This is a genomic window from Janthinobacterium sp. FT14W (assembly GCF_009208755.1).
GTDB lineage: Bacteria > Pseudomonadota > Gammaproteobacteria > Burkholderiales > Burkholderiaceae_D > Janthinobacterium > Janthinobacterium violaceinigrum.
This window is the reverse complement of sequence record NZ_WFLL01000017.1, coordinates 1-12,150: the sequence shown is the minus strand read 5'-3', so window position 1 is coordinate 12,150 and position 12,150 is coordinate 1. Positions and strand designations below refer to the sequence as shown.

General features: G+C 66.6%; 11 protein-coding genes and 2 tRNA genes. 2 read left to right on the top strand and 11 right to left on the bottom strand.

All coding sequences use genetic code 11. The features are described 5' to 3' along the window. Positions 1-90 precede the first annotated feature (90 nt). From GCN74_RS13385 to GCN74_RS13365, 5 genes are all read right to left on the bottom strand, one after another. Positions 91-327, bottom strand: coding sequence for a hypothetical protein (locus tag GCN74_RS13385; protein ID WP_152257135.1), 237 nt, complete (start codon positions 325-327; stop codon positions 91-93). Between the two features lie 212 nt (positions 328-539). Continuing rightward, positions 540-2,231, bottom strand: a complete 1,692-nt coding sequence (locus GCN74_RS13380; protein WP_226939026.1) for an acid phosphatase — start codon at positions 2,229-2,231, stop codon at positions 540-542. 75 nt (positions 2,232-2,306) lie between these two features. Beyond that, entirely contained in the window at positions 2,307-4,751 is a 2,445-nt protein-coding gene (locus GCN74_RS13375; protein ID WP_226939025.1) for a TonB-dependent siderophore receptor, read from the bottom strand. A gap of 160 nt (positions 4,752-4,911) precedes the next feature. After that, positions 4,912-5,967 (bottom strand): FecR domain-containing protein, encoded by a 1,056-nt coding sequence (locus tag GCN74_RS13370; protein WP_152257133.1) that lies wholly within the window; start codon positions 5,965-5,967, stop codon positions 4,912-4,914. Continuing rightward, positions 5,954-6,472 carry a sigma-70 family RNA polymerase sigma factor gene (locus GCN74_RS13365; RefSeq protein ID WP_152257132.1) on the bottom strand — a complete coding sequence of 173 codons (519 nt, stop codon included), beginning with the start codon at positions 6,470-6,472 and terminating at the stop codon, positions 5,954-5,956. Before GCN74_RS13365 ends, GCN74_RS13370 begins: the two co-directional genes overlap by 14 nt. Before the next feature lie 271 nt (positions 6,473-6,743). Here GCN74_RS13365 and GCN74_RS13360 point away from each other — a divergent pair, with 271 nt between their 5' ends. Next, positions 6,744-7,361 (top strand): hypothetical protein, encoded by a 618-nt coding sequence (locus GCN74_RS13360; RefSeq protein WP_152257131.1) that lies wholly within the window; start codon positions 6,744-6,746, stop codon positions 7,359-7,361. A gap of 59 nt (positions 7,362-7,420) precedes the next feature. On the opposite strand, the gene GCN74_RS13355 is transcribed toward GCN74_RS13360, so the two are convergent. The 5 genes from GCN74_RS13355 to GCN74_RS13335 all read right to left on the bottom strand — a co-directional run bounded on the left by GCN74_RS13355 (position 7,421) and on the right by GCN74_RS13335 (position 10,229). Further along, positions 7,421-7,497, bottom strand: a tRNA-Met gene (locus tag GCN74_RS13355). A 153-nt stretch (positions 7,498-7,650) separates the two neighbouring features. Next, a tRNA-Met gene (locus GCN74_RS13350) sits at positions 7,651-7,727 on the bottom strand. 104 nt (positions 7,728-7,831) lie between these two features. After that, on the bottom strand, positions 7,832-9,010 hold the full coding sequence (locus GCN74_RS13345; RefSeq protein WP_152257130.1) for a methyltransferase: 1,179 nt from the start codon (positions 9,008-9,010) through the stop codon (positions 7,832-7,834). A 59-nt stretch (positions 9,011-9,069) separates the two neighbouring features. Further along, positions 9,070-9,948: a hypothetical protein gene (locus GCN74_RS13340; RefSeq protein WP_152257129.1), complete on the bottom strand. Its 879-nt coding sequence runs from the start codon at positions 9,946-9,948 to the stop codon at positions 9,070-9,072. 71 nt (positions 9,949-10,019) lie between these two features. Next, a complete protein-coding gene (locus GCN74_RS13335) occupies positions 10,020-10,229 on the bottom strand; it encodes a hypothetical protein (RefSeq protein ID WP_034755039.1) in 210 nt (69 codons plus the stop codon). 178 nt (positions 10,230-10,407) lie between these two features. On the opposite strand from GCN74_RS13335, the gene GCN74_RS28735 reads away from it, so the two are divergent. Continuing rightward, on the top strand, positions 10,408-10,575 hold the full coding sequence (locus GCN74_RS28735; RefSeq protein WP_193317067.1) for a hypothetical protein: 168 nt from the start codon (positions 10,408-10,410) through the stop codon (positions 10,573-10,575). A gap of 15 nt (positions 10,576-10,590) precedes the next feature. On the opposite strand, the gene GCN74_RS13330 is transcribed toward GCN74_RS28735, so the two are convergent. Then, positions 10,591-12,150: SbcC/MukB-like Walker B domain-containing protein (locus GCN74_RS13330; protein ID WP_319633461.1), on the bottom strand; the 1,560-nt coding region annotated here is incomplete at its 5' end.

Here is a 12,150-nt window from a genome sequence, read left to right as displayed (position 1 = left end):
AAGCGGTGGATGGGCACAGTCTACAGGCATTACGCCCTTGTGCGGATGGTGGTGTGGAAGCTGGCGGCAAACGGCCGCCGGCATGGGGTGCTAATTGTCAGGCGCCCAGATGGGCAGGCCGGTCAGGTCGAGGCCGGCGTCGCGCGTCCACACGGGCAAGCCCGTGGCATCGGTCGGCTCCAGCAATTCGAGCTGCACCTGTTTCAAGGCCACCTTGCGCGCGCGTACGCGGCGCTGCGGTTCCGGCGCCGGCTCGGGCGCCTCGGGCGCTGGCGGCGGGCCGAAGCCGGGCAAGTCGATGGTGGCGTTGTCTTTTTTATCTCTCATTTCTGAACCTCTGGTCCCCGGCCGCGAAAACCCGGCGCCGGGGAGCGGGCAAAAAGCTGTCCGCTGTGTGAATACTCTGCACGCTTCGTCCACAAAACAAAAGCCCGGCTACTGGAGTCGGGCTCATTGTTGGGATAACCTGCAGGAAAACTTGTCCTGCGGATTTAAGTGCGGCACGCAGTGTATCACAGGCGTGCCGCACTGTGTGGGGCTTAGCGGAAGCTCAGCGCACCCGTCAGGTCGCCCGGCGGCAGCGCGCCGCGCGCCGCGAACGCGTCATTGCGCACCTTCAGGCCTTCGAGCAGCGGCAGGTCGTGCAGGCGCGTGATCAGGCGCAGGATCGACGTCGTGTCGTAGAAGCTGTGGTCGACGGCGCCTTTTTTCGCGTACGGCGAGACGACGATGGCGGGAATGCGCGTGCCCGGGCCCCAGCGGTCGCCCTTGGGCGGCGCCACGTGGTCCCACCAGCCGCCGTTTTCGTCGAACGTGATCACCACGATCATGTCCTTCCACTGCGGCGATTCCTTCAGATGCTGGATGATGTTGGCCACGTGCTGGTCGCCCGACTCGATATCCGAGTAGCCCGCGTGCAGGTTCAGGTTGCCCTGCGGCTTGTAGAAGGTCACGGCCGGCAGCTTGCCCGCCACGGCGGCGGCGAGGAATTTGTTCGAGATCGGGCTGTCGCCCGTGCCGCCGTCGCGCAGGTGCTCGGCGCGCGCTGCCGTGCCGGGGGCGAACTGCTTGAAGTAGTTGAGCGGCTGGTGGTGGAACTGGAAGTTCGGCTTGCTGCCGCCGCCCTTGTGGTCGAGCGCCGCTTGCCAGCCGCCGCCATACCACGCCCAGCTGACGCCCTTGCGCGACAGCAGGTCGCCGATGGTGTCATAGGTTTGCGGCGGCAGCGTATTCGCGTCGGCCGGGTCGGCGTGCAGCGGGTCGCCGTCGAAGGCGGGACGGATGTAGCTCGGCTGATATGGCGGCGCCATGGTGTTGACGGCATAGCCGTCTGGCGTGAGGGCGCCGTCGTTCACGTATTTCGGCTTGCCGTCCAGCGCCGAGGCGGGGCAGTCGGACGCGATGGCCAGGCGCACGCCTTGCGGGCCGTCGGACAGCACGGCGATCTTTTTCTTCGCCGCCGTTTCGGACGCGTTGAAGTATTCGTTGGCGCGGCCGGTCACCAGGAACTGGTGGTTCATGTAGGAGCCGCCGAAGGCTGCCATGAAGAAGTTATCGCACAGGGTGTACTGCTCGGCGATCTGCCACAGGTTCAGGTTTTTCGACGTTTCGCCGTAGTGGCCCATCACCAGGCCGCCGCTGTCGGCCCACGCGGCAAAGCCGTCGTTCTTGCCGCCGTTGATCTGCATCTGGTTGTTATAGAAGCGGTGCACGAGGTCGCGCGTGATGATGCTCTCGGGCAGGGGCTTGCCGGCCGCGTCGCTCAATTTGTAGGGTGCGTTGGGCAGCCCGGAAATCTGGTCTTCCTTGATCAGGTAATCGATGCCGCCGATATTCTGCTGGTTCGGCACGAGGCCGCCCCAGATCTTCGGCAGGGTGGCCAGCGGCTTGCCGTCGCGGTCCAGCTGCTGCGCCTGTTCTGCCGTGACGGCGGACAGGGGCGCGCTGGTGCCGGGGAAATTGGCGAACAGGTTGTTGAAGCTGCGGTTTTCCAGGTAGATCACGACCACGTTCTTGACGTGCGCCTTGAGTTTCGCGTCGAGCGAACCCTTGGCGATGGTCTTTCTGGCTGGCGCGGCGTCGGCCAGCGCGGGCAGGCTGGCGGCCAGGCCGACTGCGGAAGCGGCCTGGAAAATGCGCCGGCGCGAGGGATTGGCGGGTTGGTCGGCCGGATCGGCTGGCAGGGCGGGGGCGAGGTCCTTCACACATTCTCCTTGGGTGGCACGGGCCATGGTCTGTGCCCGTGAAGCGGAAAATTGTATCACCGGCCCCTCGATAGTGTGAAATATTCGCCCCCCTTCAGCGCATCAGAACTGGTAGCGCGCGGTCAAGGCCACCTTGCGGGCGGGGCCATGCATGCCCGAGTACCACCAGTCCGATACCGAGGCCGTGTACTTCTTGTCGAACAGGTTGGCCACGTTGACGGTCGCCGACAGCCTGTCGCTGACGTCGTAGCGCGCCATCAGGCTGGCCACCGCGTACGCCTTCTGTTCCCAGCGCAGGGTGCTGTTGATCTGCCAGGCGTCGATGTCGGAATACACGCGGCTTTGCCAGTTCATGCCGCCGCCCACCGTCAGGCGATGCAGCTCGCCGGGCAGGCGGTAAGTGGTCCACAGTTTCACCAGGTGGCGCGGGAAGGTGGTCAGGATCGCCTTGCCCGTATTGTCTTCCGTCTGGCTGTAAGACCACGATGCCGATATGTTCCAGTCCGGCGTCAGGGCGCCCGTCGCTTCCAGGTCCACGCCCTGCGTCCTGGCGCCCTTGATGGTGCGGTTGGCGGGATTGTTCGTGCCCGGCACGGTGTAGCCGGGGTCCGACTCGGCCAGGTTGCTCTGGCGGATCTGGTACAGCGCGGCCGAGGTGTTCAGGCGGCCGTCGAACCAGCCGCTCTTGACGCCCGCTTCGTAGGTCTTGCCTGCGCGCGGCGCCAGCAGCTTGCCGTAGCGGTCTTGCTGGGCTTGCGGCTGGTAGATGGTGGAATAGCTGGCGTAGGCGCTGTGCATGGCGTCGATGTCGAACACCAGGCCGCCGTACGGCGTGAAGACGCGGCTTTCCGAGGCGGGGGACGCGCTGTAAAAATTCACGGAAGGCGCGTCCGAGATGTAGTTCTCGCTGTAGCGCAGCACCTTGGCGCCGGCGATCAGTTTCAGGCGCTCGGACAGCGTCAGGCGGCTGGCCGCGTAGGCGCTGGTTTGGCGGCGTGTGCTGTCGTAGGTGACATAGGTGTCGCCAAACACGGGCGTTGCCGTGCGATTCCAGCGGTACAGGTTGGCGGCCTTGCCCTGGATATTCCAGTCGAACCTGCCGTCGGTCGTGCTTTGGAAGTCGTTGTAGTCCATGCCCAGCACCAGTTCGTGCTGGCGGCCGAAGGCGCTGAACGGCCCGCGCACATTGACGTCCACGCTGTTCACCTTGAGCCGGTAATCGCGGTAGTCGGCGCTCAAACGCAGGCCATCGCCCGTGGCCTGGTCGGGAAAGCCTTCGCTCACGTTCAGGTAGACGGCGCGCTCTTCCTGCGACGATTGCACGCGGTTGGCCGAGATTTTCAGCTTCCAGTCGTTCGCCAGTGCGTGTTCCAGGGTGGCGAAGACGTCGGTCGAATTGCTGCCGAAGCGGTTCGATCTGGCGGCCGGGCTGAAGGAGCGGGGCAGGTCCGTCATTGCCCCATCGCTGTAGAACAGGGGGAAGCCCAGGTAGGACAGGGAGCCGTTCGAGCGCTTGCGCTGGTGCGTCACGCCGGCCGTCAGTTTCGTGTCGGCAGACAGATCCGCCTCGACCACGCCATACACCACTTTCTTGTCGCGGCTGTAGCCGTCGATGATGCTGTCGCCCTCCTCGTACACCGTCACCAGGCGGCCGCGCAGCGTGCGCGCTTCGTTGAGCGGACCGGCAATGTCGGCCATGGCGCGCCGTTCATCGTACGAGCCCAGTTCGCCCGCGACGGAGGCCTGGAACTGCGCCGTCGGCTTCTTGCGTACCATGTTGATGGCGCCCGAGGCGTCGCCCGCGCCCGTCATCAGGCCCGAGGCGCCGCGCAGCACTTCGATGCGGTCGTACAGCGCCATGTCGGCCAGGCTTTGCGACGGTATCGCATTGAGGCCCAGGTTTTCCGAGTGCGTGTTGACGCCATCGAGCTGGTAGTTGGTGATCGCATAGCCGCGCGAGGTAAAGCCGGAGCGTTCGCTGCCCAGCGAGAACAGGGTGATGCCCGGTGTTTGCGCCATCACTTGCGCGATGGTGCTCAAGCCCTGGTCCTGCATGCGCTGCTGCGTGATGACGCTGACCGATTGCGGCGTTTCCCGGATGGACAGGCCCAGCGGCGTGGCCGTGGCGATCGGCAGGGGCGAGACATACGCGCCCGAGCCTTCGGTCGCGTCCTGCAGCGCCTTGACCGACACTTCCGGCATCATCGACAGCGCCTCGCCGCCCGCCGCCGCGTCGGCCGGGCGCAGCACGTAGCTGCCATTGGCGCTGCGCTCGGCCTTCAGGCCCGTGCCGCGCAGCACGCCATTCAGGGCGGCCAGCACGTCGTGGCGGCCCGTCAGGCCCGCGGATGTCTTACCCTGCGTTTGCTCCGGCGTGAAGCTGAGGATGACCCTGGACTGGCTGGCGACCTGGCGCAGTACCGCTGCCAGGTCGCCGGCCGGCACCTGGAAGTCCTGGCTGGCCGCTGGCGCTGCCGCCCTTTCCTGCGCCAGGGCTGGCGCCTGGACGTTCAGCAGCAGGGCCGAACCGATGAAGACGAGTTGCATGGCATGCGCCATGCGCTTGATGCGCGGCCGGGACCGGGAAGACAGAACTGGAGACATGGTTACCTTGTGGTGTAGTCGTCAAAAAAGTACGTTGCCTACACAGGTCACGCGAGAAACGGAAACGGGTAAGTTTTTTTTGCGGCGGAGTCAAAATGAATGCTCAGCGCTTCTGGCGCGCTTCCACCTGCACCCAGTAGCGCGTGCGCAGGCGCACGTCGACGGGCAGGGAATTGGGCAGCGACAGCAGCACGGCGTCCAGGTCGGCCAGCGGGAAGACGCCGGAAATGCGCAGCGCGGCGACGGCGTCGTCGCAGCCCAGCAAGCCGTGGCGGTGGCGGCTCAGTTCATGCAGGAAGTCGCGCAGCGGCATGGCGTCGGCCAGCAGCAGACCCTGGCGCCAGGCCCAGATGTCGGGCGAGACGGCATGCGCGGGCAGCAGCTGCTGCGCCGTCATGCCGCCAGCCTGGCCCGCCTGGAGGACCAGGCTGGCGTCGCCGTGGCGCGGCATCAGCCGGACGGCGCCTTCTTCGACGGCGACCTGGGTGCTGCCGTCCGCCTGGCGTACCGAGTAGCGCGTGCCCAGCGCCTGCGCCTGGCCCTGCGCCGTTTCGACGAGGAAGGGGCGGTAGGGCAGGCCCGCTTCGCGGGCGGTGGCGATGAATACTTCGCCCTGCACCAGCTGCAGCAAGCGCTGCGTGCCGCTGAAGCGGACGTTCACGGCGCTGCCGCTGTTCAGGTGCAGCTGGCTGCCATCGGGCAGGGTCAGCTCGCGGCGCTCGCCCACGCCGGTGGACAGGTCGGCCAGCGCGGCGCGGGCAATGTCGGGCGCGTAGGGCGAGCGCGCGCCAAACCAGCCCGTGATGCCGATGGTGGAAATCCACGCCAGCAGCTGCAGGCTGTTGCGGCGCGAGAGGGACGAGAGGGACGAGAGGGGCGGGGCAGGACGGGAACGCGCATGGGGGGCCGGCAGCAGCGCCTTGCGGCTGGCCCGGGCATCGAGTTCGCGCAAGCCTCCGCTGACGCTTTCGATGTGCTGCCACGCCCGTTCATGGTCGGGATGCGCCCGGCGCCACTCTTGCCAGGCCGTTTTTTCCGCCGGCGTGGCGACGCCGCTCATCAGGGTGGTCAGCCATTCGGCGGCCTGCATGGCGATGGCCAGGTCGATGGGCCGGCCCTGGGCGTAGACGGCGGCGCCCCGCATCTCAGGGGGCGGCAAAGTCGGGCACGGCAAAAAAGCACAGCAGATTGGCCTTGCTCAGGTATTTTTTGACGGAGTGCGTGGTGGTGCCCAGTTCGGCGGCGATGTCGGCGTAGCTCATGCCGTCCAGGTGGGCCAGCAGGAAGGCGGCCTTGGCCTTGGCGGAAAGCTTGTCCAGCGCGCGGTCGATCAGCTGCAGCGATTCGAGCACGATGGACATCGCTTCCGGCGAGGGCGTACAGCCTTGCGGCTGATGCAGCAGGGCGTCGAGGTAGGCCCGTTCGAGCTCTTCGCGCCGGCAGTGATTGGCCAGCAGGCGCTTGGCGATGGTGGCCAGGAACGGACGCGGCTGCGCGATCCCGGCGCTGCTGCGCGCAACGAAGATCTTGATGAAGGTATCCTGCGCCAGGTCGCCGGCCAGCCCCGCATCGTGCAGGCGGCGCTTCAGCCAGTGCAGCAGCCACGCGTGGTGCTCGGCATACAGGGCCTGGAAATCGGACGGCGGGGAAGGGGCGGACAGCATGCGTACGGGACGCCTTAATCTAAATGAGAATTGTTCTCATAATAGCGCAGCGCTGCACGCCAGGCAACCGGGAAAATGGGGCGTTGCTGAAATGCGACTGCGCACGGGGGTGCGCGCGGCGGCGGATTTGCGCTGCCGCACGGCAGATGTAAAAGTTTCCTTGGCGCAAGCTTTCATGTGAGAAAATGCGGGCTGTCGATGTGGCGCGGAGCGAAAAATGATGTGGATGGTTGGCGGTGTCCTGGTTCTCCTGGTCGCCAGATTCTTATGGTTGGCCTACTTTCACCGGGTGAACGCGATGTCGCGCCAGGCGGAAGTGATGAACTGGCTCGACATCGGCCGGGTGTCGAATGCCGATGGCGGCAAGGATATTTTGTTGGCGAGAAATGAGCGCGGCGCCCGGATCGACTGGCGCACGGGCGAGGTCTGGCTGATGAATCCCAAGGTGGCGGAGCCGTTTGCCGATTTCCTCGCCGTCGAGCGCTGGCTGACGATGCGCGACATGGGCAACAAGGCGCCGGTCGCAACGGCTGCTGCGTCCGCGCCAGAAGCAGCGGAGCCTGAAACGGCGCCGGATGCCGGGCCCGTGCGCGATACCTTGCCCGCTTTCCAGCAAAAGGTCGATGACTGCCTGGCCAAGGCGGAGGGCGGCCAGGAATTACTGGAAACCAAGCAGGCCTTCGAGGCGGGCAGCGAGCCATATCTTGAAGCGTCGACGGCATTGAGCACGACGGCGCTGGAGCTCGATGTCTCGCCGGCCATGGTGGCCACGTTTCATATCAGCGCGTTTGCCGCCCTGGCGGAAACGGCGGGAGCGGACAAGCTGGAGCGGGTGGCCGCCAGCCTGCATGCGGCGGCCAGGCAGATCAGGGCAAGCGCCGCTGCGTAAAGGCGGCCAGGAATGAAAAAGCCGCTGAACTTTTACAAGTATCAGCGGCTTTCCGGTATTGGTTGCGGGGACAGGATTTGAACCTGTGACCTTCGGGTTATGAGCCCGACGAGCTGCCAGACTGCTCCACCCCGCAGGCGAATTATATATGAGTTTGCTGCATTGCGAAAGAGCTGACCGGCAGCTGACCGGCGCCGAGGGTATTTGGTCTGCAAGATGGCCGCGGACATACTGCGACGCAATGGAAAAAGCCGCTGATCTTTTGCAAGTATCAGCGGCTTTCAAGTATTGGTTGCGGGGACAGGATTTGAACCTGTGACCTTCGGGTTATGAGCCCGACGAGCTGCCAGACTGCTCCACCCCGCAGGCGAATTATAGCGGGGTTTGCTGCAATGCGCAATGGCCGTGTTTTGCGCCCGGCTTCCAGTCCCGTTTTTAAGTCCCGTTTTCAGTCCCGTTTGAGTTCAATTTCAGGCCGCGGCCAGGCGCCACAGCGACGTGACTTCCTTCGAGCGGGCCGCGTGCAGGCTGTCCGTGGCGTCCTGCGCGCGCGGGTGCGTGGGTTTCACGTCCAGGCGGTCGACGACCTTCAAGCCGGCCTGCGCTATCCACTCGAGCAATTGGGCGCGCGGGCGCAGGCCCAGGTGCTCGGCCAGGTCCGATAAAATCAGCCAGCCTTCGCCGTTTGGCTCCAGGTGGCCGGCCAGGCCGGAGAGGAAGCCGCGCAGCATGCGGCTGTCCGGATCGTAGACGGCGTATTCGATGGGCGAGCTGGGGCGCGCGGGCAGCCATGGCGGATTGCACACGACCAGCGGCGCGCGGCCGGCGGGGAACAGGTCGGCCTGCACCACGTCGACCTTGTCCTGCAAGTCGAGGCGGGCCAGGTTTTCGCGCGCGCAGGACAGGGCGCGCGGGTCCTGGTCGGTGGCGACGATGCGGGCCACGCCGCGCTGCGCCAGCACGGCGGCCAGCACGCCCGTGCCCGTGCCGATGTCGAAGGCCAGGCTGGCGCGCGCAGGCAGGGGCGCGTCGGCCACCAGGCCCACGTATTCGCCGCGGATGGGCGCGAACACGCCGTAATGGGGATGGATGCGCTGGCCCAGGGCCGGCAGTTCCACGCCCGTGCGGCGCCATTCGTGCGCGCCGATCAGGCCCAGCAGCTCGCGCAGCGAAGCGACGAAGGCGTCTTCGCCACGGCCATACGCTTCATTGCACGCCAGTTTCACGTCCGGCGCGCGGCGCAGCGGGATCGTGTAATCGGCGTCAAAAGGCAGCAGCAGCATGGCCAGGGTGCGCGCGCGCTGCGACTGGGCCTGGCGGTGCAGGTGGAACGCTTCCGTGGCGGTGGGTTCCGGTTTTGCCAGCTTGGCGGCCTTGGCCTTCTTGCCGGGCTTGTCATTCTTGTGGTCGGCGCGCCGCGCCAGCGCCTGCAGCAGCTGGCGCGCGTTCTGGAAGTCGCCGCGCCACAGCATGGCGGTGCCTTCGCAGGCCAGGCGGTAAGCCTGGTCGGCCGTCGTGCGGTCGTCGGCGATGACGACGCGCCTGGGCGGCGGCATGCCGCTTTCCGAACGCCAGCGGGCCGAATGTTCGGCGCCGTTTTCGCTCCAGTGGATCTGCGGATGGACGGTAGGTGAAGAAGTGTCGGACATGGGACTCAATCGATAGAAGGTGGGCGCGCGGCATGGTCGCCTGCGCAGGCCGTCTTCCATTATACGTCGCTGGCCGTGCTCTTTGCGGTGTCCGTGCCATAGGCCAGTGCCAGCGCGCGGGCGCGCGCCTGCTCTTCCGGCGTGGATACCGTCGCTTTCTTGCCCGCCTCGGCGGCCTCGAAGCTCCTGTCCGGCTGCACCAGTTTGAGCAGACGCAAGCTCAGGCTGCCCGCCAGGTCGCCTTCTTTGCCGCTGGCGCTGACGCCATCGGATGGGCTGGCGCTGGAATTGCCATTGAAGATGCTGCTTTGTAATTGCTGGCCCAGCAGCTGGAACAGGTCGTGCAGATTGCCTGCGAAGTGCGTGGCGGGCAGCTCTTTGGCGGGCAGGGCGCCGTCATCGGCGGAGCTGGCTTCTTCGTCGGCTTCTTGCGTTTGCTCAAGGGCGCCCGCGCTGATGTTCGACTGGTATTGCACTTCCAGTTCGAAGTCGAAGGTCTGGCCATCGGCCGTGGTGATCTTGCCCTTGCCGATGAAATGCGCGTTTTCATCGAGGCTGAAGGCGGCGGCGCGGCTGCTGCCGTTGGCGCCCGAGACGCTGGCGCTTCCGCTGCTGACGCTGGAACCGGCCTGCAGGTCGACCGAGTCGAAGGCGATGCTGGCGCCGTCGCCGAACAGCTGGTGCGTCATGGTGGAGAGGAAATCCTGCGCCACGTCGACGGTGGCATTGCCCAGCGCATCCGTGCGCTGTTCCAGCCCCTTGGCCGACAGGTCCAGGCCATTTTTCGACAGGGCCACCACGTCCCGCCCCGTGCGCTGCATCAGGGGCGAAGCGGCGAGCCCGGCTGTGCCTGCGCCCGTTTTTTGCGGCGTTTGCCCTGGCACGGTAGTGGCGGCAGGCTGGCGCGAGCCGGAAAGGAGGGCGGGAAGCTGGGACATGGTCGGTTCGAGTCGGTTCTATATGGGCTGTGTACCGTCGTTAACGACCGCCGCCGCCCATACTTTAACCATCAGTGGTGGTGCGACCAGCTACCATCTGCCGATTCCAGGTAGGACTTGACGGCATCGGCCTGGCCCGTGGCGTGGCGCTTGAGTTCGCCGCATGCGCAAATGCCCTGGTAAGGCTGGATATGCGAGCAGGCGGAGACTTTCTGCAGGTAGACCTGCATGGATTTGTGACATTTTACGCATTTGAAGGTGAGGCTGCGGGCGGCTTTCATGGGTTTCCTTGAACTGTTGCGGGGCGTAGGCGGTGCCTACGCGAAGGCGGCGATTTTAACGCACTCCGGACATCGTTACACGTTGTTGCATCTGCGCCACGCGGACGTCAACTGAATCCGCGCCATGACGTTGAGCGTATATAGGAGGTCGTCTGACCGCCATTGAAGAGGTAGCACCATGGACAAGCGTGACAAGGAAAAGCCAGCACAGCCCGCCAAGGAGCTGGTGAGGAAATGGTTGAAAGCGGAACTGGAACAGCGCCGGCCGCCGCCCGACCCCGAGCAGATCCGCCGCGAACTGGGCTGGGATCTGCTCAGGCTGGGCCGCGAACCGCTACCCCGATGACGCCTTGCCACGCCGTTAGCGCACCGTCACCACGCTCTTGCCGCCGGACCCCGGCTGCACTAGGATGCGGGTGGCGATGCGTTCCGTCATTTCCTGCACGTGCGAGATGACGCCCACCTTGCGTCCCATCGCTTGCAAGCCGTCGAGCGCATCCATGGCCACGCGCAAGGTTTCCGTGTCCAGGCTGCCGAAGCCCTCGTCGATGAACAGCGATTCCACGCGCACCCGGTTCGAGGACAGCGAGGCCAGGCCCAGCGCCAGGGCCAGCGAGACGAGGAACGATTCGCCGCCCGACAGCGAGTGCACGGAGCGCAGCTCGCCGCCCATGTCCTGGTCGCGCACCATCAGGCCCAGCGATGGATTGTTCGGGTTGTCGATGCGTTCCAGCTGGTAGCGGCGCGCCAGGTGGGCCAGGTGGGCGTTGGCGTAGCCGAGCAGCACTTCCAGCGTGAATTGCTGCGCATAGTTGCGAAATTTCTTGCCGTCGGCCGAGCCGATCAGTTCATTCAGGCTGGCCCAGCGCCGCTCGACGAGGGCTTGCGCCTCGATTTGCGCCAGCATCGCTTGCGCGCCGTGGCGCCTTGCATCGTCCTGCGCGATGGCCAGGCGCAGGCGCGTCGCTTCCTGGTTCGCTGCCTGGCGTTCGGCGCCAAGCGCGTCGAGCGCGGCCTGCAGCGCGGCCTCGTCCGCTTCCAGCGCTTCCGGCGGCCGCTCCAGGTGGTCCGCATGCCGCTGCCGGCGTTCGGCCAGCACGGAGAGCGCCGTCGTGTGGCGGTCGGCGATGACTTGCAGGGCGGCCCGTTCCGCGCGCATGGCTTCCGGCGCAACGTCCAGGTGCGCGCGCAGGCCGGCCAGGTCGGCTGGCGCATGGGCCGGATGGGCAAGCTGGAACTGGCGCAGCCAGTGCTCCAGCGCTGCCGCCGCGTCGTGGCCTTGCCGGCGCAAGGCGTCCAGGCGCAGTGCCGTTTGCGCGCATGCCTCGTCGAGGCGCGCGCGCGCCTGGCCGGCCGCTTGCGCCGCCGCCTGCTGCTGCGCCAGCTGATCTTTTGCCTGCGCGATGGCGCCGGCCAGCGCGCGTTCCACGTCGGCCACGGGCTGGCCATCCCATAGCGCCGCGCGCTGCGCGTGCAGCGCCTTCAGCTGCGCGTCCAGGGCGGCAAATGCCGTGTGCGCCTCCAGTGCCAGCTGCGCCGTCGTGTGCGCGGCCGCGCCGGCCGCCTCCAGCTGCGCGGCCAGGGTCGCCAGCGCGTGGCTGCGGCTGTCCTGCTCCGCGTGCTGCTTCAGCCATTGCCGGCTTTCCGTTTCCCGTGCCGCGCGGAAGGCGGCGGGGCCGGCGCGCCAGCCATCTTTCCAGTCTTCGGCGCCGTCCGTGTCGGCAAAGGCCCCATCGAGCTGCGCCAGCAAGCCATCGAGTGCGCTGCGCGACGTCTCCGCCTTGTCCTGGCTGGCCGCCTGCTGCGCCTGCAACTGCGCCAGCCGCGTTTGCGTTTCGGCGGCGGCAGCCGTCAGGCGCGCGTGTTCGGCGCCGGCCAGTTCGTGCGCCGCCTGCGCCTGCTCGCGCCGCGCGCCGGCCTG

Coding starts and splice junctions, on each gene's coding strand:
- GCN74_RS13340 (WP_152257129.1), bottom strand. CDS start 9,948: ATGTCCCAGCTTCCCGCCCTCCTTTCCGGCTCGCGCCAGCCTGCCGCC.
- GCN74_RS13365 (WP_152257132.1), bottom strand. CDS start 6,472: ATGCTGTCCGCCCCTTCCCCGCCGTCCGATTTCCAGGCCCTGTATGCC.
- GCN74_RS13375 (WP_226939025.1), bottom strand. CDS start 4,751: ATGCAACTCGTCTTCATCGGTTCGGCCCTGCTGCTGAACGTCCAGGCG.
- GCN74_RS13335 (WP_034755039.1), bottom strand. CDS start 10,229: ATGAAAGCCGCCCGCAGCCTCACCTTCAAATGCGTAAAATGTCACAAA.
- GCN74_RS28735 (WP_193317067.1), top strand. CDS start 10,408: ATGGACAAGCGTGACAAGGAAAAGCCAGCACAGCCCGCCAAGGAGCTG.
- GCN74_RS13380 (WP_226939026.1), bottom strand. CDS start 2,231: ATGGCCCGTGCCACCCAAGGAGAATGTGTGAAGGACCTCGCCCCCGCC.
- GCN74_RS13345 (WP_152257130.1), bottom strand. CDS start 9,010: ATGTCCGACACTTCTTCACCTACCGTCCATCCGCAGATCCACTGGAGC.
- GCN74_RS13385 (WP_152257135.1), bottom strand. CDS start 327: ATGAGAGATAAAAAAGACAACGCCACCATCGACTTGCCCGGCTTCGGC.